Annotated in this window: 19 protein-coding genes; 8 read left to right on the top strand and 11 right to left on the bottom strand. The window is 73.8% G+C overall.

Features of this window, described 5'->3' with window-relative positions; translation table 11 throughout:
- The 3 genes from BM142_RS25440 to ctaD all read right to left on the bottom strand — a co-directional run.
- The coding region (locus BM142_RS25440) for a helix-turn-helix domain-containing protein (protein WP_139228993.1) at positions 1 to 267 on the bottom strand (267 nt) is incomplete at its 3' end.
- Between the two features lie 76 nt (positions 268 to 343).
- The gene (gene serB / locus BM142_RS22420) at positions 344 to 1,600 is read right to left on the bottom strand and encodes a phosphoserine phosphatase SerB (protein WP_092203464.1); all 1,257 of its coding nucleotides are present in this window, start codon (positions 1,598 to 1,600) and stop codon (positions 344 to 346) included.
- A 156-nt stretch (positions 1,601 to 1,756) separates the two neighbouring features.
- On the bottom strand, positions 1,757 to 3,514 hold the full coding sequence (gene ctaD, locus BM142_RS22415; RefSeq protein WP_092203462.1) for an aa3-type cytochrome oxidase subunit I: 1,758 nt from the start codon (positions 3,512 to 3,514) through the stop codon (positions 1,757 to 1,759).
- Positions 3,515 to 3,730: 216 nt separating this feature from the next.
- Between ctaD and BM142_RS22410 the strand changes: the two genes are divergently transcribed.
- Positions 3,731 to 3,994: a GlsB/YeaQ/YmgE family stress response membrane protein gene (locus BM142_RS22410; RefSeq protein WP_092203460.1), complete on the top strand. Its 264-nt coding sequence runs from the start codon at positions 3,731 to 3,733 to the stop codon at positions 3,992 to 3,994.
- On the opposite strand, the gene BM142_RS22405 is transcribed toward BM142_RS22410, so the two are convergent.
- Together BM142_RS22405 and BM142_RS22400 are read right to left on the bottom strand one after the other, a co-directional pair.
- Positions 3,964 to 4,836, bottom strand: coding sequence for a putative RNA methyltransferase (locus BM142_RS22405; protein ID WP_092203458.1), 873 nt, complete (start codon positions 4,834 to 4,836; stop codon positions 3,964 to 3,966). The genes BM142_RS22410 and BM142_RS22405 overlap by 31 nt on opposite strands.
- Positions 4,833 to 5,342: a metallophosphoesterase family protein gene (locus BM142_RS22400; protein ID WP_092203456.1), complete on the bottom strand. Its 510-nt coding sequence runs from the start codon at positions 5,340 to 5,342 to the stop codon at positions 4,833 to 4,835. Before BM142_RS22400 ends, BM142_RS22405 begins: the two co-directional genes overlap by 4 nt.
- Positions 5,343 to 5,420: 78 nt before the next feature.
- On the opposite strand from BM142_RS22400, the gene BM142_RS22395 reads away from it, so the two are divergent.
- Positions 5,421 to 7,013, top strand: coding sequence for an MFS transporter (locus tag BM142_RS22395; RefSeq protein WP_254791161.1), 1,593 nt, complete (start codon positions 5,421 to 5,423; stop codon positions 7,011 to 7,013).
- A gap of 54 nt (positions 7,014 to 7,067) precedes the next feature.
- Here the strand turns inward: BM142_RS22395 and BM142_RS22390 are convergent, their stop codons facing one another.
- The 3 genes from BM142_RS22390 to BM142_RS22380 all read right to left on the bottom strand — a co-directional run bounded on the left by BM142_RS22390 (position 7,068) and on the right by BM142_RS22380 (position 10,050).
- Positions 7,068 to 8,045 carry a cytochrome c oxidase assembly protein gene (locus BM142_RS22390; RefSeq protein WP_254791159.1) on the bottom strand — a complete coding sequence of 326 codons (978 nt, stop codon included), beginning with the start codon at positions 8,043 to 8,045 and terminating at the stop codon, positions 7,068 to 7,070.
- A 95-nt stretch (positions 8,046 to 8,140) separates the two neighbouring features.
- Positions 8,141 to 9,052: a cation diffusion facilitator family transporter gene (locus tag BM142_RS22385; RefSeq protein ID WP_092203452.1), complete on the bottom strand. Its 912-nt coding sequence runs from the start codon at positions 9,050 to 9,052 to the stop codon at positions 8,141 to 8,143.
- Between the two features lie 92 nt (positions 9,053 to 9,144).
- Positions 9,145 to 10,050, bottom strand: coding sequence for a M23 family metallopeptidase (locus BM142_RS22380; protein WP_254791158.1), 906 nt, complete (start codon positions 10,048 to 10,050; stop codon positions 9,145 to 9,147).
- On the opposite strand from BM142_RS22380, the gene BM142_RS22375 reads away from it, so the two are divergent.
- The 4 genes from BM142_RS22375 (at position 10,025) to BM142_RS22360 (ending at position 14,610) form a co-directional block, all read left to right on the top strand.
- The gene (locus BM142_RS22375) at positions 10,025 to 10,828 is read left to right on the top strand and encodes a hypothetical protein (protein WP_092203450.1); all 804 of its coding nucleotides are present in this window, start codon (positions 10,025 to 10,027) and stop codon (positions 10,826 to 10,828) included. The genes BM142_RS22380 and BM142_RS22375 overlap by 26 nt on opposite strands.
- 270 nt (positions 10,829 to 11,098) lie before the next feature.
- Positions 11,099 to 12,280 carry a zinc-dependent alcohol dehydrogenase gene (locus tag BM142_RS22370; protein ID WP_092203448.1) on the top strand — a complete coding sequence of 394 codons (1,182 nt, stop codon included), beginning with the start codon at positions 11,099 to 11,101 and terminating at the stop codon, positions 12,278 to 12,280.
- A 192-nt stretch (positions 12,281 to 12,472) separates the two neighbouring features.
- The gene (locus BM142_RS22365; RefSeq protein WP_092203446.1) at positions 12,473 to 13,684 is read left to right on the top strand and encodes an MFS transporter; all 1,212 of its coding nucleotides are present in this window, start codon (positions 12,473 to 12,475) and stop codon (positions 13,682 to 13,684) included.
- A gap of 35 nt (positions 13,685 to 13,719) precedes the next feature.
- Positions 13,720 to 14,610 (top strand): aldo/keto reductase family oxidoreductase, encoded by an 891-nt coding sequence (locus BM142_RS22360; RefSeq protein ID WP_092203444.1) that lies wholly within the window; start codon positions 13,720 to 13,722, stop codon positions 14,608 to 14,610.
- Positions 14,611 to 14,612: 2 nt separating this feature from the next.
- Here BM142_RS22360 and BM142_RS22355 read toward each other — a convergent pair whose 3' ends face one another.
- From BM142_RS22355 to BM142_RS22345, 3 genes are read right to left on the bottom strand one after another with little or no spacing between them, the layout of a single operon-like run.
- Positions 14,613 to 15,872: an MFS transporter gene (locus BM142_RS22355; protein ID WP_254791156.1), complete on the bottom strand. Its 1,260-nt coding sequence runs from the start codon at positions 15,870 to 15,872 to the stop codon at positions 14,613 to 14,615.
- Positions 15,869 to 16,462, bottom strand: coding sequence for a TetR/AcrR family transcriptional regulator (locus tag BM142_RS22350; RefSeq protein ID WP_139228992.1), 594 nt, complete (start codon positions 16,460 to 16,462; stop codon positions 15,869 to 15,871). The genes BM142_RS22355 and BM142_RS22350 overlap by 4 nt, the downstream gene beginning before the upstream one ends.
- A gap of 10 nt (positions 16,463 to 16,472) precedes the next feature.
- Positions 16,473 to 17,786 carry a D-arabinono-1,4-lactone oxidase gene (locus tag BM142_RS22345; protein WP_092203440.1) on the bottom strand — a complete coding sequence of 438 codons (1,314 nt, stop codon included), beginning with the start codon at positions 17,784 to 17,786 and terminating at the stop codon, positions 16,473 to 16,475.
- Between the two features lie 120 nt (positions 17,787 to 17,906).
- Between BM142_RS22345 and BM142_RS22340 the strand changes: the two genes are divergently transcribed.
- Together BM142_RS22340 and BM142_RS22335 are read left to right on the top strand one after the other, a co-directional pair.
- The gene (locus BM142_RS22340) at positions 17,907 to 19,142 is read left to right on the top strand and encodes an amino acid deaminase/aldolase (RefSeq protein ID WP_092203438.1); all 1,236 of its coding nucleotides are present in this window, start codon (positions 17,907 to 17,909) and stop codon (positions 19,140 to 19,142) included.
- A 142-nt stretch (positions 19,143 to 19,284) separates the two neighbouring features.
- Entirely contained in the window at positions 19,285 to 20,121 is an 837-nt protein-coding gene (locus tag BM142_RS22335) for a DUF4190 domain-containing protein (protein WP_092203437.1), read from the top strand.
- Positions 20,122 to 20,162: the final 41 nt, after the last annotated feature.

The following is a 20,162-nucleotide window of genomic DNA, read 5'->3' as shown; positions in this document are numbered from 1 at the left end:
CGACCGGCCAAGGCGGCGGCCGATCGCCCGCAGGGATTCCCCCCGTTCCAGACCGCAGGCGATTTCCTCCCGCTCGGCCAGGTCCAGATATCGGCCGGTCGGCTCGCTCAGTTCGACAGGTGACACCCCGCCACACTCACGGAACCACCGAAATCCACGCGCCTGCGACACGCCTGATCGCTTCGCCGCGGCAACGGTCGGCAGCCCGTCCCGGATCCCGGTCCAGAACGCCCGCCGCTGATGCTGGAGCTCCGCCGTCCTCGCCATACCCGACCCCCACTCAGTCAGGGTGTTGCGACGACCCCCTGAGCCCGGGTTCCCTGATCATGGCGGGGGCGGCGGGTCACTCCGCGTCGAGGACCTCGTCGCGGGTGAAGCCGAGCACCTGCAGCACGGCGTCCAGGTAGGGCTGGTTGAGCGCGGTGTGCGCCTGCTCGCGGACGAACGGCTTGGCGTTGAAGGCGATGCCCAGCCCGGCGGCGTTGAGCATGTCGAGGTCGTTGGCGCCGTCGCCCACGGCCACGGTCTGGTCCAGCGGGATGCCGTACTGCTCGGCGAACCTGGCCAGAGCCCGCGCCTTGCCCGGCCGGTCGACGATCTCCCCGACCAGCCCGCCGGTGAGCTTCCCGTCGACGACCTCGAGGGTGTTCGCCGCCGAGAAGTCCAGCCCCAGGGACTCCGCCAGCGGGCCGGTGATCTGGGTGAACCCGCCGCTGACGATGCCGCAGCGGAACCCGAGCCGCTGCAGCGTGCGGATCAGCGTCCGCGCACCGGGGGTGAGCACCAGGTGCTCGCGCACCTCGTCGAGCACCTCCACCGGCAGACCGGCCAGGACGGCGACCCGCGCGCGCAGCGACTCGGCGAAGTCCAGCTCGCCGTTCATGGCCGCGGCGGTGATCCGGGCGACCTCGGCGGCCCGCCCGGCCCGCGCGGCCAGCTCGTCGATGACCTCGCCGCGGACCAGGGTCGAGTCGACGTCCAGCACGATCAGCCGTTTGCTGCGCCGGGCCAGACCGACCTGCTCGACGGCGATGTCGGCCCCGGTGGCGGCGGCGACGGCCGCCAGCGCCGAGCGCAGGCTGGTCGCGTCGGCGCCGGAGACGGTCAGCTCGAAGCTGGTCACCGGGTAGTCCGACAGCCGCCGGATCGCGTCGATGTTGCCGCCCACGTCGGCGATCGCCCGGGCCGCCCCGGCGACGGCGTCCGGGGGGACGGGGCGGCCGAGCACGATCACGTGGTGCGGCCGGCCGGGCAGCGGCAGCGCGCCCCCGTTCGACGCGCCCTCGACCGCCACGTCCATCCGGGTCTCGGCGGTCACCCGGTCCGCGAGTTCCCGCAGGCGGGCGACGAGCGCCGGCTCCGGCTCGGGCTCGACCCCCTCGGCGGGCAGCGCCGCGACCACCACCCCGAGCACCAGGTGCCCGTGGACGACGACCTGCTCGACGTCGATCACCTCGACCGGGGCGCCGTCGCCGTCGGCGAGCGCGGCGAACAGCCGGGCGGTGACGCCGGGCCGGTCCTCCCCGGTCACGGTCAGGACGGCGCGCGCACCGGAGGGGTGGTCGTCCACCGGGAGGAGGGGGAAGGGCTCGAGCGGCACACGATCATCGTGCCGCACCGCTCCCCCGCTACCTGCACCCGGACCGCGGGGTGCGGAGAGGCCCAGGACCACGACGGTCCTGGGCCTCCCCGGTGCACGGCCTCGTCCCGAGGCTCGCCCCGAGCGTGCGAGGGGTGAGAAGGACGGGGTCCTTGTTCAGGTGGGGTCGGGGTCCTTCGGTCCCTGCCGCGGGCCGGTGCCGTCCACCAGCTCGCTGACGCCGCCGTACGGCGTGTGCCGCTTGCCCGCGTGGGCCTCGTCCTGGAGCCGCTGGACGAGGTGCGGGTAGTGCGCCTCGAACGCCGGGCGCTCCGAGCGGATCCGCGGGATCTCGACGAAGTTGTGCCGGGGCGGCGGCGAGGACGTGGCCCACTCCAGCGAGTTCCCGTGACCCCACGGGTCGTCGCGCACGGCCAGCTCCCCGTACTTCCAGGACTTGACCACGTTGTAGATGAACGGCACGACCGAGGCACCGAGCACGAACGAGAACAGCGTCGAGACCATGTTCAGCGTGGTGAACGTGTCGGTCGGCAGGTAGTCGACGTACCGCCGCGGCATGCCCTCGTTGCCCAGCCAGTGCTGGACGAGGAACGTGCCGTGGAAGCCGATGAAGGTCATCCAGAACTGCAGCTTGCCGATGCGCTCGTCCATCATCCGGCCGCACATCTTCGGGAACCAGAAGTAGATGCCGGCGTAGGCGGCGAAGACCACGGTGCCGAACACGACGTAGTGGAAGTGCGCGACCACGAAGTAGGAGTCGGTGACGTGCCAGTCCAGCGGCGGGCTGGCCAGCAGGACACCGGTCAGGCCACCGAGCAGGAAGGTGACCATGAAGCCGAGCGAGAAGAGCATCGGCGTCTCGAAGGTCAGCTGGCCGCGCCACATGGTGCCGATCCAGTTGAAGAACTTCAGCCCGGTCGGCACGGCGATCAGGTAGGTGAGGAAGGCGAAGAAGGGCAGCAGCACCGCGCCGGTGGCGTACATGTGGTGCGCCCACACGGCCAGCGAGAGGAAGCCGATGGCCAGGGTGGCGCCGACCATGCCCTTGTAGCCGAACAGCGGCTTGCGGCTGAACACCGGGATGATCTCGGTGACGATGCCGAAGAACGGCAGCGCGATGATGTAGACCTCGGGGTGCCCGAAGAACCAGAACAGGTGCTGCCACAGCATGGCGCCCCCGTTCTCCTCCGAGTAGATCAGCGACCCGAGCGTCCGGTCGGCCAGCAGCGCGAACAGCGCCGCGGTGAGGATCGGGAAGGCCAGCAGGATCAGCACGCTGGTGATCAGCGCGTTCCACACGAAGATCGGCATCCGGAACATGGTCATCCCGGGCGCGCGCAGGCAGACGATCGTGGCGATGAAGTTGACGCCACCGAGGATCGTGCCCAGACCGCTCACGGCCAGGCCGGCGATCCACAGGTTCCCGCCCGGCCCCGGCGTGTGGACGACGTTGGACAGCGGCGTGTAGGCCGTCCAGCCGAAGTCCGGCGCCCCACCGGGGGTCAGGATGCCCGACAGCACGATCAGGCTGCCGAAGAGGAACAGCCAGAAGGAGAAGGCGTTCAGCCGCGGGAAGGCGACGTCGGGGGCGCCGATCTGCAGCGGCATGATCAGGTTCGCGAAGGCGAAGAACAGCGGCGTCGCGAACATCAGCAGCATCAGCGTGCCGTGCATGGTGAACAGCTGGTTGTACTGCTCCGGCGACAGGAACTGCAGACCCGGGCGGGCCAGTTCGCCGCGGATCAGCATGGCCATCAGGCCGCCGATCACGAAGAAGGCGAACGACGTGGTCAGGTACATCAGACCGATGGTCTTGTGGTCCGTGGTCCGCAGCAGGTTCGTCAGGCGCGAACCCTTGGTGGCCACGTGGACCGGACTCGGCCGACTCACGATGGGCGCCGGTGCAATCGTCACGCAGCGCAGCTTAGACCGTGCCCGTGCGGCATCTCCGACCGACGACCCAGGCGCGCCGGTCGGTGTCACCCACTGCCCGGTCGGCAGCGAGCCGCACGTCCCACTGTGACGTCGGACACGGTAGACCTGCCGCGGGAGGACGACCAGTGGAGCCGGCCCGATCCCCTACGGTCCTGGCACGAGGTCCGCACGGCGTGGACCAGCGGAGGAGGCCCGGTGGACGTCGGCGGCATCGTCGCGACCCTCGTGATCGGCCTGGTGGCCGGGCTCGTCGCCCGCGCCGTGGTCCCGGGCAAGCAGGACCTCGGCATCCTCGCCACGCTCGCGCTCGGCCTCGTCGGCTCCGTGGTCGGCAACCTGGTCGCCGGCCTGGTCCGGGACGGCGAGGTGCAGTTCGACCTGGGCGGCTGGTGGGCCTCGATCCTCGGCGCCGTGCTCGTCCTGGCGCTCTACGTGTCGGTGGCCGGCCGCCGCCGGTAGGTGGTGACGTCGACCGACACGGTGACGACGACGGGTTCGGCGAGCCCGGCCAGCCCCGCCTCGACCGCCTCGGCCGACGTGTGCCGCGCGTGCGGGCCCATCCCGACCAGCGTGGCCGCCGTCGACCGGGGCAGCGCGAGCTCCCGGCGGTGGACCACCGTCCGGACCGGCTCCAGGTCCGGTTCGAGGGTGGCCGCCAGGCGCGCCGCCTTGTCGGGATCGACGCGCAGCAGGCCCAGCGGCCCGACCAGCTCCCGGAGGTGCTCGCCGGTCGGTGTCACGACGACCAGCCGGCCCTCCGGCCGCAGCACCCGCGCGATCTCCGGCCCGTTGCGGGGCGCGAACACGATCAGGACCCGGTCGACGACCCCGTCCCGCACCGGCAGCCGGGCCCAGGTGTCCGCGACGACCGCGACCGCGCGCGGGTGCGCCCGCGCCGCCCGGCGCGCGGCGTAGGCCGAGGAGTCCAGCACCACGCCCACCGCGCCCGGGATCCGGTCGAGGACGCCGCCCAGGTGGTGCCCGGTCCCCCCGCCGAGGTCGAGCAGGGACGCCGGGACGCCGTCCACCGCGACCGCCTCGGCCACCGCCGCGGTGACGCCGGCGTAGTGCCCGGCCTCGAGGAAGGCCACCCGGTCGGCGACCATGGCCGCGGAGTCGCCGGACGGCGCCCGGTGCCCGGGCGGCAGCAGGGTGACGTGCCCCTGGCGGGCCCGGTCGAAAGCGTGGCCGGCGCCGCAGCGCAGGGCGGCGTCGTCCGCCGTCGCCTCCAGGGGCCGACCGCACACCGGGCAGGCCAGCAGGGCGACCGCGTCCGGGCACAGCGGCGGGCGGGCGCTCACCGCCGCGGGGGGACGGCGTGGAAGGTGACGTCCCGCAGCTGCCCGGCGTCGGCGACGGCGGTGACGAAGGTGCCGTGCGGCTGCCGGCGCCGGTCGGTGGGCGAGCCGGGGTTGAGCAGCCGCAGGCCCGACGGCGCCGTGGTGTCCCAGGGGATGTGGCTGTGCCCGAACACCAGGACGTCGGTGTCGGGGAAGCGGGCGGCGCAGCGCAGCTCCCGGCCGGTGGCGGCGCCGGTCTCGTGCACCACGGCGAAACGGATGCCCTCGATCCCGGCGCGGGCGACCTCGGGCAGCCGCTCGCGGAGCGGGCCGTGGTCGTTGTTGCCGTACACCGCCACGAGCCGACGGGCGCGGGCCTCGAACAGGTCGAGCAGCGCCGGGTCCACCCAGTCACCGGCGTGCACGACGACGTCGGCGTCGGCGATCGCCGACCACAGGGAATGAGGTAGGTCACGCGCACGCCTGGGGACGTGCGTGTCCGAGGTCACGACCAGCGAAACGGGCACGACGACATGGTTGCAGGCCGCTACGTTCTCTCCCGGCCGGCGACCCGGCCCGTTCCGCACGACCCGAGGACTCTTCCCGTGACCGAACCCGTTCCCTCCCCCGCTGCCGCCGCTCCGGCGGCCGCCGACGAGCCGTACGAGAAGCGCTGGCTCGCTCTCGGCGTGATCGCGATGACCGTCCTGCTGGTGATCCTCGACGCGACGATCGTCAACATCGCGCTGCCCGCCGTCACCGCCGACCTGGGCATCAGTGCGGCGTCCCAGCAGTGGATCGTCACCGCCTACACCCTGACCTTCGGCGGCTTCCTCCTGCTCGGCGGCCGGATCGCCGACTTCTGGGGCCGCAAGCGCACCTACCTGGTCGGCGCGGCCGGCTTCGCCGTGGCCTCCGCGCTCGGCGGTATCGCGCAGAACGAGGCGATGCTCTTCGGCGCCCGCGCCCTGCAGGGCGTCTTCGGTGCGCTGCTCGCGCCGGCGTCGCTCGCGCTGCTGACCGTCCTGTTCACCGACCCGAGGGAGCGGGCCAAGGCCTTCGGCGTGTACGGCGCCATCGCCGGCGGCGGCTCGGCGGTGGGCCTGCTGCTGGGTGGGGTTCTCACCGAGTACGCCGACTGGCGCTGGTGCTTCTGGGTGAACCTGCCGGTCGCGCTGCTCGCCATCGTGCTGGCCATCCCGATCGTCCCGGAGAGCAAGGCCCCCGGGGACACCAGCTACGACATCCCCGGCGCGGTCCTCGTCACCCTGGGGCTCGCGTCGGTCGTCTACGGCTTCACCCGCGTGGCCGAGGCCTCGCAGACCAACGCCGTGGAGGCGGCCGCGACGAACGCCGCGGTGGCCGCCCAGGGCGGTCCGTTCGTGACGCCGGCCAGCGGCTGGGCCGACGGCCTCGCCTGGCTGTTCATCGTCGGCGGGCTGGTACTGGTGGCGCTGTTCGTCCTGCTGGAGCTGCGCACCCGCAACCCCCTGCTGCCGATGCGCATCGTCCTCGACCGCAACCGCGGCGGGGCCTACCTCACCTCCACGCTGGTGGGTGCCGGGCTGATCGGGGCCTTCTTCTTCCTGAGCCTGTACTTCCAGCAGGTGCTGGGCTACGAGCCGGTGGTGGCCGGACTGGCCTCGCTGCCGACCACCCTCGGCGTCTTCGTCTCCGCGGGCGCCTCCAGCGCCCTGCTGCCGCGGGTCGGCCCGAAGCCGCTCATGGTCCTCGGTGGCGTGCTGGCCGCCGCCGGCCTCTTCACCCTGTCGTTCGTCGGCCTGGACACCGGGTTCTGGCAGCTGCCGTTCCCCGGCCAGCTGCTGCTGGGCCTCGGCCTCGGGTTCACGTTCGTGCCGTTGTCGAACCTGGCCCTGGTCGGCGCGGGGCAGCACGACGCCGGCGCGGCCAGCGCGATGCTCAACGCGACCCAGCAGGTCGGCGCCTCGATCGGCACCGCCGTCCTGGCGTCGCTGTCGGTGGCCGCGATCAGCGCGTACACCGCTGACGCGATCGCCTCGGGAGCAGACCCGCAGGCCCCGGGCGTCGGCCTGGCGGCCCAGGTCGAGGGGTACACCACGGCGTTCACCTGGGCAGCCGCGCTCCTGGTGCTCGGCGCGGTGGTCACCGCGGTGCTGATCAAGGCGACGAAGGAGGACCTGCCGGCCGAGGGCGACGCCGTCGTCCACGTCGGCTGAGAAGGCGCGTACGACGGGTCCGTCGCCCTCCGGGGTGGCGGGCCCGTCGTCGTCTCAGGCGCTGCTGCGCTCCGACAGCGCCCTGAGTCGGGCGTTGTAGGCCGCCAGCTCGGCGTTCCCGTCGCGGTCGGCCGCCCGGTCCAGCGCCCGCGCCCGCCGCTCGTCGGAACCCATCCACGAGACCAGGACGACGATCAGCACGAGCACGGTCGGCAGCTCGCCGAAGGACCAGGCGATCCCCCCGGCCACGTTCTGGTCACCGAGCGGGTCGATGCCCCACGCCGCCGGCGGGTTCGCGAAGGAGTCCACCAGCAGCGTGCTGGCGATCATCACCGCGACGCCGAAGAAGGCGTGGAACGGCACCGGGACGACCAGCTCCAGGATGCGCATCGGGTGGCTGTGCGGATTCGGCCACGGGTCCTGCGCCATCACCGGCCCGAAGAACAGCAGACCCGTGACGACGAAGTGCGCCAGCATGAACTGGTGCCCGGCCGGGTTGCTCATCAGCGCGTCGAAGACCGGGGTGAAGTAGATGCCGTAGAGGCTCGCGATGAACAGCGGCACGGTGAAGCCCGGCGAGGCGAGGAACCGGGCGACCCGGCTGTGCAGCAGCTCGAGCAGCAGCGCCCGCGGGGCGCCGGCCGCCCCCGTGCCGCGCGGGAGGGTGCGCAGGGCGAGGGTCACCGGCGCGCCGAGCAGCAGCAGGATCGGCGAGATCATCGCCAGGACCATGTGCTGGACCATGTGCAGGCTGAACAGCACCATGCTGTAGCCGTTCAGCCAGGTCCCCGTGACGACGAACACCGACAGGGTGCCGGCCACCCAGGCGAGCACCCGCCACCAGGGCCAGACGACGCCGGTCCGCCGCAGCCGCACGACGGCGGCCAGGTACACCACCAGCCCGACGACGCTCAGCATCGCCACCACCGACCAGCCGTCCAGGTGCGGGAGGAACACGCGGCCCCACGTGGGGGGCTCGTCGGGTACCCACATGCCCGAGTGCTGACCGTGGTCCACCGACTCCTCCTCCACGCCGCGACCGTGCTGCGGACACCACTGTCCCACCCGGCGACGGCCCCGTCCCGGGCCCCGGCCCGAGCGTGCGCAGGGTGGGGAGGACGGGGCCCCTAGTCGTGGACGGGCGCCTCGTGGCCGGCGTGCGCCGCGGCCTCGAGCTGGAACGTGCAGTGCTCCATGTCGAAGTGCTCGCCCAGGCACTCGCACAGCGCGTCGAGGACCCGGCCCCCGTGCCCGGCCGCCAGCGCCTCCTCGGTGACGACGACGTGGGCGGAGAGGACCGGCAGGCCGGACGTGATCGTCCACGCGTGCAGGTCGTGCACCCCGAGGACGCCGTCGACGCCCAGGATGTGCGCGCGGACGTCGTCCAGGTCGACGCCCCGCGGGGCGGCCTCGAGGAGGACGTCGAGCGCCTCGCGGAGGAGGTGCCAGGCGCGCGGCACGACGAGGACGCCGATGACGGCCGAGGCGACGATGTCCGCCGGCGTCCAGCCGGTGGTCAGGATGACGACGGCGGCCACGATCACGGCGACCGAGCCCAGCGCGTCGGCGAGCACCTCCAGGTAGGCGCCGCGCAGGTTCAGCGACGCGTCCTTCCCCCGGTGCAGCACCGCCAGCGAGCCGATGTTCACGACCAGGCCGACCGAGGCGACGACGAGCATCAGGCCGGACCCGATCTCGGGGGGCTCGCCGATCCGGCGCACCGCCTCCACCAGCACGTACCCGGCCACGGCCAGGAGCAGGAGACCGTTGGCGACCGCGGCGAGGATCTCCACCCGTTGCCAGCCGAAGGTGCGGCGGCCGCGCGCGGGCCGCTGGGCGAGGGTCACCGCCGCCAGGGCGAGGGCGATCCCGGCCGCATCGGTGGCCATGTGACCGGCGTCGGCCAGCAGGGCGAGGGAGCCCGACAGAAGCCCTCCGACGATCTCGGCCGCCATGACGGCGAGGGTCAGGGCGAGGACGAAGGCGAGTCGCCCGCGCTGGCCTCCCGCGGCCGTTCCCGGCGCGTGCGCGTGCCCCATGACCGTCCGCCTCCTTCCCCTCCTGCTGCAGTGTGCACCGACGACGACGCCCCCCGCCGGGATCCGGCAGGGGGCGTCGACGGTTCCGCCGCTCAGATCGCGACGCCGCGCTCCCGGAGCCACGGGAGGGGGTCGATCTTCTGGCCGTCGAGACCGCCGACGTGCACCTCGAAGTGCAGGTGCGGGCCCGTGGACTGGCCACGGTTGCCCAGCAGCGCGATGGTGTCCCCGGCCTGCACCACCTGGCCGGGCTGGACCAGGATCGAGTCCATGTGGCCGTAGACGGTGACGTCGCCGTTCTCGTGCTGGATGTAGACGACGAGGCCGAAACCGCTCGCCGGGCCTGCCTCGAGCACGACGCCGTCCGCGGCCGCGTACTCGGGGGTGTGCATGGGTGCGGCCAGGTCGATGCCCGAGTGCATGGTCCCCCACCGCGGGCCGAACTGGCTGGTGAGGCGAGCGCCCTGGACCGGGAGGACGGCCTTGGGGCGGGCGGCCTCCGCGGCCGCCTCGGCGGCGATCCGGTCGGCCTCGGCCTGGGCCTGGGCGGCCGCCGTCTGCTCGGCGTCACGGGCGTTGCGGCTGACCGCCAGGTCCCCGAGCAGTTCCGCGGCCTCGGTGTCGGTGATGGCCTCGGCCGGCGTCTCCTCGATGCCGAGCTCCTCCGCGACGCTGACCGAGTGGCTCATCGTCGCGGTCGCGCGAGCCACGGGCTCGTCGGTCGCGAACGCGCTGATGCCCATGGCGCCGATCATCGCGGCCGCCAGGTACAGCGCCGGACGACGCCGGACCGTCGGCGGACGACGGTGCAGGAAGCGAGCGGTCCGCACCTCCGGGGCGCCGGTCGGGACCGTCTCACCGGTGAGCGCGGGCGAGAGGACGGCCTTCGCCTCGGCCTCGGCCAGGGCCTCGAGGATCTGCGCCGCCGGGACGGTGCGCTTGCGGGGCGTCGGCCGGCTGCGGGCGGGGCGGGTGGCCGTCGCGTCCGGGGCAGTCACTGCTGCGGCGACCGCCGGAGCAGCCGCCTCCGCGGGAGCAGCCGCCGTCACCGGAGCGGCGTCCTTCGCCGCGCCGGCCTTCTGCGCCGGAGCCTTCGCGGCGGGCGCCTTCGTGGTGGGCGCCTTCTCGGCCGCCGTCTTCGCCGTGGGCGCCTTCTCGGCGGCCGTCTTCCCGGTCGCCGTCTTCGCGGCTTCCGTCTTCGCGGCGGCTGTCGTCGCCGTGGGCGCCTTCTCGGTCGCCGTCTTCGCAGCGGCCGTCCTCGCCGTGGGCGCCTTCTCGGTCGCCGTCTTCGCAGTCGCCGTCTTCGCCGTCGGCACCTTCTTCGCGGCGGTCGGCTTCGCGGCGGGCGTCTTCACGGCGGTCGCCTTGGTCGCCGCGGCGACCTTCGCGGCGGCAGCGGCCTTGACCGTGACGGCCTTCGCCGTCCCCGCCCGCTGCACGGCCGCCTTCGCCGTCGCGGCCCGGGCCGACGCGGCCTTCCTGGTGGCGGTGCCGGCTGCCTTCGCCCGAGCCGCCAGCGTGCCGCCGGCCGTGCCCGCGGTCTTCCGGCGCGCGCCCTCCGCGGTCGCCGTCGGGGTGCTGGTGCCGGTCGTCCCGGAGCGCTTCGCCGTCCCCTGGCGCTGCGCCGGAACCGTGCTGGTCGCCGTCTCGGCAGCCGGCCGGCGCGAGGTCCCGCGGGCCGGCGTGGAGGTCGGAGCAGACCCGGTGGCGGGCCCCGGTCCCTCAGCGAGGAGGCGGTCCTGGTCGTGCGAACTCATGCACCTGTACTTCCGTTGACGGGCATTCCACGTGAACTCCCGGGGAGAGGAGCGGGGCCCATGTAAACACGTCGTGATGTTTTCGTGATGTGGGCACCGGGGTATCCACGTGCAGCTTTGTGTCCTGGGCCACACAAAGCCCGCGATGTAACTCTGCATTAGGTAATCGGCAATTGACGGCGAGTGATCGCCACGCAGCGATTTGTTGAAAGTCGAGCGATCCACGTCACGAAGGGGCAGGAGTGCCCCGAAGGGGCCGAACCGCGGCCCGATCGAGGGAGATCCAGACATGCGCGCAGTGACATGGCACGGCCGGGGAGACGTCCGCGTCGACACCGTCCCCGACCCCGTCATCCAGGACCCGACGGACGTGGTCATCGAGGTGACGTCCAGTGGGATCTGCGGGTCCGATCTGCACCTCATCGAGGTCATGGCGCCGTTCATGACCGTGGGTGACGTCATGGGCCACGAGCCGATGGGCGTCGTCCGCGAGGTCGGTGCGCAGGTGACGGAGGTGAAGCCGGGCGACCGCGTCGTCGTCCCGTTCAACATCTCCTGCGGCACCTGCTGGACCTGCTCCCAGGGCCTGCAGTCGCAGTGCGAGACGACGCAGAACCGCGAGCAGGGCATGGGCGCCTCGCTGTTCGGCTACACCAAGCTCTACGGGCAGGTGCCCGGCGGCCAGGCCGAGTACCTCCGCGTGCCGTTCGGCAACACGCTCCCGATCAAGGTTCCGGAGGGGCCGGCCGACGACCGCTTCGTCTACCTCTCCGACGTCCTCCCGACCGCCTGGCAGGCGGTCCAGTACGCCGCGATCCCGAAGGACGGCACCGTGCTCGTCCTCGGCCTCGGCCCGATCGGCGACATGGCCGCGCGCATCGCCATGCACCTCGGCGCCAAGCAGGTGTTCGCCGCCGACGTCGTCCCGGAGCGCCTCGCGCGGGCGCGCGCGCGAGGAGTGACGGTGATCGAGTCCACGAAGCAGGACGACGTCGTCCAGGCCGTCCGCGACGCCACGGGCGGACGCGGGCCCGACGCGGTGATCGACGCCGTCGGCATGGAGGCCCACGGCTCACCGCTGGCGACCATGGCGCAGAAGGCGACCGCCGTCGTCCCGGACGCGATCATGGAGAAGGTCATGCAGGTGGCCGGAGTCGATCGGCTGGCCGCCCTGAACACCGCCATCGAAGCGGTCCGCCGCGGCGGCACGATCTCGCTGTCCGGCGTCTACGGCGGTGCCACCGACCCGTTGCCGCTGATGCGGATGTTCGACAAGCAGATCCAGCTGCGGATGGGCCAGGCCAACGTGTGGCGCTGGGTGCCCGACATCCTGCCGCTGCTCACCGACGAGGACCCGCTGGGCGTCGACACGTTCGCCACCCACCACGTGCCGCTGGCCGACGCCCGCGACGCCTACATGAACTTCCGGGAGAAGAAGGAGGGCCACGTCAAGGTGCTGCTCCGGCCCTGACGTGCCCGGGGCGCCGGCCCTCCCGGCGCCCCGGAGGCTCCTTGTGACCGGACCCACGGCGCCCCGAGGGCATGGCGGGCGGCCGGCGGGGCTTGCCCCCGAGTAGACGAACCATCCCGGCTCCGGGAGGACGACGAGGTCCGCCGGCCGCTCCCCCGCCCGCGTTCCCGCGTCCCTCTGGAGTTCCGCCTCGTGCCTCGCGCGCTGCTCGCCCTCGCCATCGGCGCCTTCGGCATCGGCACCACCGAGTTCGTGGTCATGGGGATGCTGCCCGAGATCGCCGCGGACCTCGGCGTCTCGGTGTCCGCCGTCGGCATCCTGATCTCCGCCTACGCGATCGGCGTCGTCCTCGGGGCGCCCACCCTGACCGCCCTCGGTCTGCGCTTCACCCCGCGGCAGACCCTGGTCGCGCTGATGGTGGTCTTCGTCGTCGGCAACACGCTGTCCGCGCTCGCCCCCGGCTACGGCGCCCTCGTCGCCGCCCGGGTGCTCACCGCGCTGGCGCACGGCTCGTTCTTCGGGGTGGGCGCGGTCGCCGCCCGGCGGCTCGTCCCGCCGAACCGGTCGGCCCGGGCCATCTCCCTCATGGTCACCGGCCTCACCCTCGCCAACGTCATCGGCGTCCCCCTCGGCACGTTCGTCGCGCAGCAGGCGAGCTGGCGGATCGTGCTCGCGGCCATCGCCGGGATCGGCGTGGTGACCATCGCCGGCCTGCTCGCCTGGATGCCCGGCGACGCCGGGGAGCCGACCGACCTGCGCGGGGAGCTGCGCGCGTTCCGCCGCGGCCAGGTCTGGCTGGTCCTCGGCCTGACGATGATCGGCTTCTCCGCGCTGTTCTCCGTCTACAGCTACGTGAGCCCGATCCTCACCGATCTGGGCGGCATCCCGGCCGGCTGGGTGACGCCCGTCCTCGCCCTGTTCGGGGTCGGTTCCACGGTGGGCACCCTCGCGGGCGGGCGGCTCGGGGACCGGTACGGCTTCTCCTTCGTCGCGGTCGGGCTGGCCCTGATGGCCTCGGTCCTCGTGGCCTTCGCCTTCCTGGCCCGGACGCCGGTGCTGGCCGTCACCCTGCTGGTGCTCTTCGGGACGCTCTCCTTCGCGCTCGGGCCGGTGGTCCAGAACGCCGTGATCGACGCCGCGCGGGTGCCGGGCGGGAGCCTCGTGTCGGCGGCCAACCAGGCGGCGTTCAACATCGCCAACGCCATCGGAGCCGCGCTGGGCGCGCTGGTCATCTCGCAGGGGCTGGGCTACACCGCCCCCATGTGGGTGGGAGCGGTGCTGGCGCTGGCCGGCGTCGCGCTCGCCCTCGGCGCCCGCGCCGTCGACCGCCGGGCGATCGCCGCCGGCGTCGTCCCAGTGCCGCCGCTGCCGGTCGGCCGGCTGCAATCGGCCGATGCCGCCTGACTAACTGCTGCGGCCCAGCGGGTAGGGAAGACGCCATGACGGTCATCGGCGCAGAGCGGTCAGGGCAGTTCCCTCTCGGCGGGAGGTCGGTCCACCGGATCGGCTACGGCGCCATGCAGCTGGCGGGACCGCACGTGATGGGCCCGCCGGCCGACCGGGACGCCGCGGTCGCGGTGCTCCGGCGGGCGGTCGAGCTGGGCGTCGACCACATCGACACCAGCGACTACTACGGGCCGCACGTCACGAACGAGATCATCCGGGAGGCGCTGCACCCCTACCCGGACGACCTGGTGCTGGTCACCAAGGTCGGCGCGCGCCGGACCCCCGACGGGCAGTGGCCGGAGGCGCTCTCCCCCGACGAGCTGCGCAGCGCCGTCCACGACAACCTCGAGCACCTCGGTGTCGACGTCCTGGACGTGGTGAACCTGCGGATGCCCGGCTTCGACGAGCCGGTGGAGCGCTCCCTGGCCGAGCCGTTCGGGGCCCTGGCCCGGATGCAGGAGGAGGGGCTGATCCGGCATCTCGGGATCAGCAACGTGACGACGCAGATGGTTGCCGACGCGCAGTCGATCGCGCCGGTGGTCTGCGTGCAGAACCACTACAACCTCGTCCACCGGCAGGACGACCCACTCGTCGACGCGCTGGCCCGCGAGGGCATCGCCTACGTGCCGTTCTTCCCGCTCGGCGGCTTCACGCCGCTGCAGTCGGCTGCGCTCGAGGCCGTGGCCCGCCGGCTGGAGACCACCCCGATGCAGGTGGCGCTGACCTGGCTGCTGGCCCGCTCCCCCAACCTGCTGCTGATCCCCGGGACGTCGTCGGTCGCCCACCTGGAGGAGAACCTGCAGGCGTCGGCGCGCGTGCTCGGCCCGGCGGAGCTCGAGGAGCTGGACCGGATCGGCGGCACCGGGCAGCCCGACCCCGCCTGACGTCAGCGGACCGAGCGGATCCGCCCGACGGTCAGCGCCCCGCAGACCGTGGCCAGCCCGGCGACGGTGAACAGCACGTCGTAGCCGCCGAGCTGGGCGATCAGGAGCCCGGCGAGCAGCGGGGCCAGCGCCTGGGGGGCGACGACGGCGACGTTCATGACGCCCAGCTCCCCGGCGACCGTGCGCGCGTCGGGCAGCACCTGGGTGACCAGCGCCTGGTCCACCGACGTGTAGGCGCCGTAGCCGGCGCCCAGCAGCAGGCCCGCCACCAGGGCGCTGGGCCAGCTCGGTGCCACCACCAGCACGGCGCACGCCGCCGCCTGCAGGACGGCGGCCCCCGCGACGAAGACCCGGCGCCGGCCGGTGCGGTCGGACAGGATGCCCCCGCCCCAGGTCGCCGTCACCGTGGCGACGAGGTAGACGAGCGTGAGGACCAGCAGCGACCCCTCCGGGTCGGCGACCCTCAGCCCGTCGGTGAGGAAGTACAGGAGATAGGTGGTGCCCAGCGCGTTGCCGAGGTTCACCAGCAGCCGCCCGGCGAACGCCCAGGCGTAGTCCGGCGACCGGGCCGGCGCGCGCCAGGTGCTGCGCAGCGCGGCAGCCAGCGACGGCGGCCGGCCGGCCTCGGCCGGGCGGGTGTCCCGCGACCGGAGCAGCCACGGCACCGCCACCACGACGAGCAGGGCGGCGAGCAGCGGGTAGCCGACGCCGGCCTCGCCCCCGACCGCCGTGACCAAGCCGAGCCCCACCACGATGCCGAGGGCCTGCGGCCCGTAGATGGCGGCGGAGACCGCACCGCGCTGCTCCGTCGGTACCTGGTCGGCGATCGTCGCGGTCAGGCCCGCCATCGCCGCGTACAGGCCCAGCTGCGCGAGCAGCCAGGCTCCGGCGACCGCGGTCCAGGATCCGGCGCCCCCGGTCAGCAGCAGGCCCGCGACGTAGGTCAGCACGCCACCGGCGACCCACACCCGACGGCGACCCAACGGGCTGCGGGAACGGTCGCAGAGCGCCCCGAACAGCGGGAGGGCGACCAGGGCGGCGAGGCCGGCGAGACCGTTGACCAGCGCGAAGTCGCGCACCTTGTGGTCCGGGTCGAGCTCGGCGAGCTGCAGCGGGAGCAGCAGCTGGATCGGGGCGAGCTGGGCCGCCCACAAGCCCAGCCAGATCAACCCGAACCGGGCGGTCCAGGCACGCCCCACCGGCGCGGCGGGGGCACCGCCGAGAGCCGGAGGCGGTATCGGGAGGGCCGGGTCGACGGTCACGGCGAGACCGACGAGTTGCCGGTCACGAACGCCTCGATCGCCACGTCCAGCGCGGCGCGGGTGGCGGCGGTGTCGCGGTCGACCAGCCAGGTCGTCGTCGCGCCGTCCACCAGGGTGATCAGCAACCGGGCCAGCTCCGGCACCGGCCGCGCCCACTGCTCACCGGTGAGCTCCGCGGCCTGCTCCAGCAGCCGGCTCGCCGCCACGGTGTAGGCGCGGTACTGCTCGCGGGCCAGCGGCTGCAGCGCCGGGTTGCGCAGGGCGTGGAACGTCAGCTCGAGCATCAGCAGCTCGTGACCGGGCTCCCGCTCGAGGTGCTGGAGGTAGCCGGCGGCCGCGTGCCGGAGGCAGCCGGCCAGTCCCCCGTCGGCGGTCATGCCGGCGGTGGCGGCGCTGAACTCCCGGCCGACGACGCCGCGGACGAGCTCCCGGAGCAGCTCGTCGCGCGAGTCGAACGCGTAGTGGAAGCTCGCCAGCGACATCCGCGCCTCGGCGACGATCGCCCGCGTCGTGCCGGCGGCCAGCCCGCCGCGGGCCATCACCCGCAGCGCCGCGTCGACCAGCGCCGCGCGCCGCTGCTGGACGGGCACCCGGGCCACGTCAGCCGCCGACCGGACCGAGCACGTGCTCGAGGTGGGCGTTGGTGAAGACCCCGGCCGGGTCGAGGCGGTCGCGCAGCGCGGTGAACTCGTCGAAGCGCGGGTACCGGCGGCGCAGCGTGCCGGCGTCCAGGCCGTGCAGCTTGCCCCAGTGCGGCCGGCCCGCCACGGCTCCGGCGATGGACTCGAGGGCGGCGAACCACGGCCCCGGCTCGACGCCGGCGGGGACGTGCGCGGCGATGTAGGCCGTCTCGCGGGCGCTCGCCGTGGACAGCGGGATGTCGTCGGCCGCGGCGACCCGCACCTCCACCGGGAACGCCGCGCGCCAGTCGTTGGCCTCGTGGACGCGGTGCAGCTCGGCCAGCACGGCCGGGGCGTCGGCCCGCGGGACCGCGTACTCCATCTCCTGGAAGCGCACCCGCCGCCGGCTGACGAAGACCCGGTGCGAGTGGTCGGTCCAGGTCCGCGGGCCCAGCGCCCGCGCCGACACGCGGGCCAGCGGGGGGATGAGCGCGGGCACCCGGCGGCCGGCCGCCACCACACCGCCGAACACCGCGTTGGCGAGGACCTCGTCGTCCCAGGCGGCCCGCCAGCGCCCGAGCGGCGCCAGCTCGTCGAGCGGCACGCGGGTGTTGCGCTTGGTCAGGCAGCGGTCGGTGTGCGGGAACCAGTAGAACTCGACGTGGTCGGCCGACGCCATGAACTCGGCGAAGCCCTCGATCAGCTCGGGGAGGCGTCCCGGGCCCTCCTCGGCCCGCAGGGCGAAGGCCGGTTCGGCCTGGAGCGTCACGGTGCTGAGCACACCGAGCGCGCCGAGCCCGATCCGGCCCGCGGCGAAGACGTCGGGGTGCTCGGTCGCCGAGCAGCGCAGCAGCGAGCCGTCGGCCAGCACGAGCTCGAAGCCACGCAATTGCGTGGCCAGCCCACCGAAGCCGGCCCCGGTGCCGTGGGTCCCGGTCGAGAGCGCGCCCGACACGGTCTGCCGGTCGATGTCGCCGAGGTTGGTGAGGGCCCAGCCCCGTGCGGCCAGCTCGGCGTTCAGCCGGTGCAGGGACATCCCGGCCTGCACGGTCACCAGGCCCGCGCCGTCGACGTCCACCATCGCCGCGTGCCGGTCGAGCACCAGCTGGACGTCCTCGGGCCGGCCGATGGGGGCGAAGGAGTGCCCGCTGCCGATGGGACGCACCCGCCGGCCGCGCTCGGCCGCCCGCCGCACCTCGGCCGCGATGGCCTCGACGCCCGCCGGGTGGACGACCTCGATGCCCGCGGCCCGCTGGTTGCCCGCCCAGTTGCGCCAGCTCTCGGTGCGCGGCACGGGTCCCTCCTCCTCTGCTGCCGCGGCGCGGCCCAGCGGGCAGCCTGGCCGCCCGGAGGGATCCGGTCAAGCGACTGAGACAGTTGACCCAGAAGTGTCGGGCACAGGATGCTGCCCGCCATGTACTCCGCGGCATCCCCCGGCCCCGACGACGCCGCGCGTGCCCGCGACCGGCTGGACCGGGCCACCGCCGCCCTCGATCCCCCGCTGGCCGTGCTCGACCTCGACGCGCTCGACGCCAACGCCGCCGACCTGACGCGCCGCGCCGCCGGGAAGCCCATCCGCGTGGCCAGCAAGTCCGTGCGCAACCGCGGCGTCCTCCGCCGGGTCCTCGCCCGCCCGGGGTTCTCCGGCGTGCTGGCGTACTCGCTGCCCGAGGCGCTGTGGCTGGCCGACGGCGAGGACCCGGTCAGCACGGACGTCGTCGTCGGCTATCCCTCGGCGCACCGGGCGGCGCTGCGCCGACTGGCCGCGGACGGGACGGCGGCCGCCCGGGTGACCCTCATGGTCGACTCGGTGGCGCAGCTGGACCTGGTCGACGCCCTCGTCCCGCCGTCGCGGCGACCGCACCTGCGGGTGTGCCTCGACGTCGACGCGTCCCTGCGGATCGCCGGCGGCCGGGTGCACGTGGGTGTCCGGCGCTCACCCGTGCACTCCCCCGCGGACGCCGCCGCGCTCGCCCGCGCGGTGGTCTCCCGCCCCGGCTTCCGGCTGGTCGGCGTCATGGTCTACGAGGCGCAGATCGCCGGGGTGCAGGACGCCCCGGCGCACCGCCCGCTGCGGGGGCTCGCCGTCCGGCGGATGCAGGCGGTGTCCGGCCGCGAGCTGGCCGGCCGGCGGGCCGCCGCGGTCGCCGCGGTCTCCGACGTGGCCGACCTCGAGTTCGTCAACGGCGGCGGGACGGGCAGCGTCGAGCGCACGGCCGCCGAGCCCGCGGTGACCGAGGTCGCCGCGGGGTCGGGTCTCTACAACCCGGTGCTCTTCGACGGCTACCGCGCCTTCACCGGGCGCCCGGCGACGTTCTCCGCCGCCCCGGTCACCCGCGTCCCGGCGCCGGGAACGGTGACCGTGGCCGGCGGCGGCTGGATCGCCTCCGGCCCACCCGGGCCGGACCGGCTGCCGGTGCCGACCTATCCGGCCGGCCTGCGCTGGCTGCCCGCGGAGGGCGCGGGCGAGGTGCAGACCCCGCTCAGCGGAGCCGCGGCCGCAGCGCTCACCGTCGGCGACCGCGTGTGGTTCCGGCACGCGAAGGCCGGCGAGATCTGCGAGCACGTGGACGAGCTGCACACCCTCGCCGGCGACGAGCTCACCGGCACCCTGCCCACCTACCGCGGCGAGGGCCGCTCCTTCGGCTGAGGCCGGCGGCGGGCCATCCGGCGGGTACTCCTGAGGCGGGTGGGAAGCGGCTGCCCGTGTCGCACGCGACCTCCGCGGCAGGATCCGGCCCGGACATACGGTCCCGTCCGTATCCGTGCGCCATCCCGAGGAGCGACCGACCATGTCCTACCCACCGCAGGCCCCGTACCAGCAGGAGTACGGCCCGCCGTCCTACGGCCAACCGGCCGGCCCGCCGCCGAAGCAGGGAGCGGGGCTCGCGATCGCTTCGATGGTGCTCGGCATCGTCGCGCTGCTGCTGAGCTGGATCCCGATCATCAACAACGTCGCCGCGATCGTGGCGATCGTCGGGCTGGGCCTCGGGATCCCGGCCCTGATCCGCGCCCGGCGAGGCACCCACAACGGCGCCGGTATGGCGATCACCGGACTGGTGACCTCCGTGCTGGCCATCGTGCTGGTCATCCTGACGCAGATGCTCTTCGTGAAGGCCATCGACGAGGTGGAGAAGAGCATCGACGAGAGCCTCGCGGAGGTCGAGTCCGCCCCGGCCGAGCCGGGCGCGGACAAGGCCACCGCCGAGACGACGGAGGTCGTGCCGCTCGGGGTTCCGGCTCAGGTCGGTGACTACCAGGTGACCCTCGACGCCATCGAGCTCGATGCCAACGCGACGGTGGCCGCTGCCAATCAGTTCAACGAGCCGCCGACCGGTCAGTACGTCATCACCCAGCTGACGGTCACCTACGTCGGCGCCGAGGAGGGCATGCCCGCATTCGACCTGACCGCGGTCTTCCACGGGACCGACTCCCGTCAGTACAGCGACAGCGAGTGCTCAGCGGTCCTGCCGGACGACGCCATGGACGCCCCCACCCTGAACAGCGGAGGGTCGGACACCTTCCAGTTCTGCATGGACGTCCCGCCGGCAGCCATCCAGGGCGGGCAGCTGTCGATCGAGCCGACCTTGAGCTTCACCGACGAGCGCGTGTACTACGCGATCGGCTAGAGCCGGCTCTGCGCCGCCGGTCCGCGCCTCTCACACGGGCC

Origin of the sequence: Blastococcus tunisiensis (genome assembly GCF_900112815.1) — a bacterium.
GTDB lineage: Bacteria > Actinomycetota > Actinomycetes > Mycobacteriales > Geodermatophilaceae > Blastococcus_B > Blastococcus_B tunisiensis.
This window is presented reverse-complemented; position numbering and strand designations above follow the sequence as displayed.

Coding starts and splice junctions, on each gene's coding strand:
- BM142_RS22340 (WP_092203438.1), top strand. CDS start 17,907: ATGTACTCCGCGGCATCCCCCGGCCCCGACGACGCCGCGCGTGCCCGC.
- BM142_RS22360 (WP_092203444.1), top strand. CDS start 13,720: ATGACGGTCATCGGCGCAGAGCGGTCAGGGCAGTTCCCTCTCGGCGGG.
- BM142_RS22385 (WP_092203452.1), bottom strand. CDS start 9,052: ATGGGGCACGCGCACGCGCCGGGAACGGCCGCGGGAGGCCAGCGCGGG.
- BM142_RS22370 (WP_092203448.1), top strand. CDS start 11,099: ATGCGCGCAGTGACATGGCACGGCCGGGGAGACGTCCGCGTCGACACC.
- BM142_RS22335 (WP_092203437.1), top strand. CDS start 19,285: ATGTCCTACCCACCGCAGGCCCCGTACCAGCAGGAGTACGGCCCGCCG.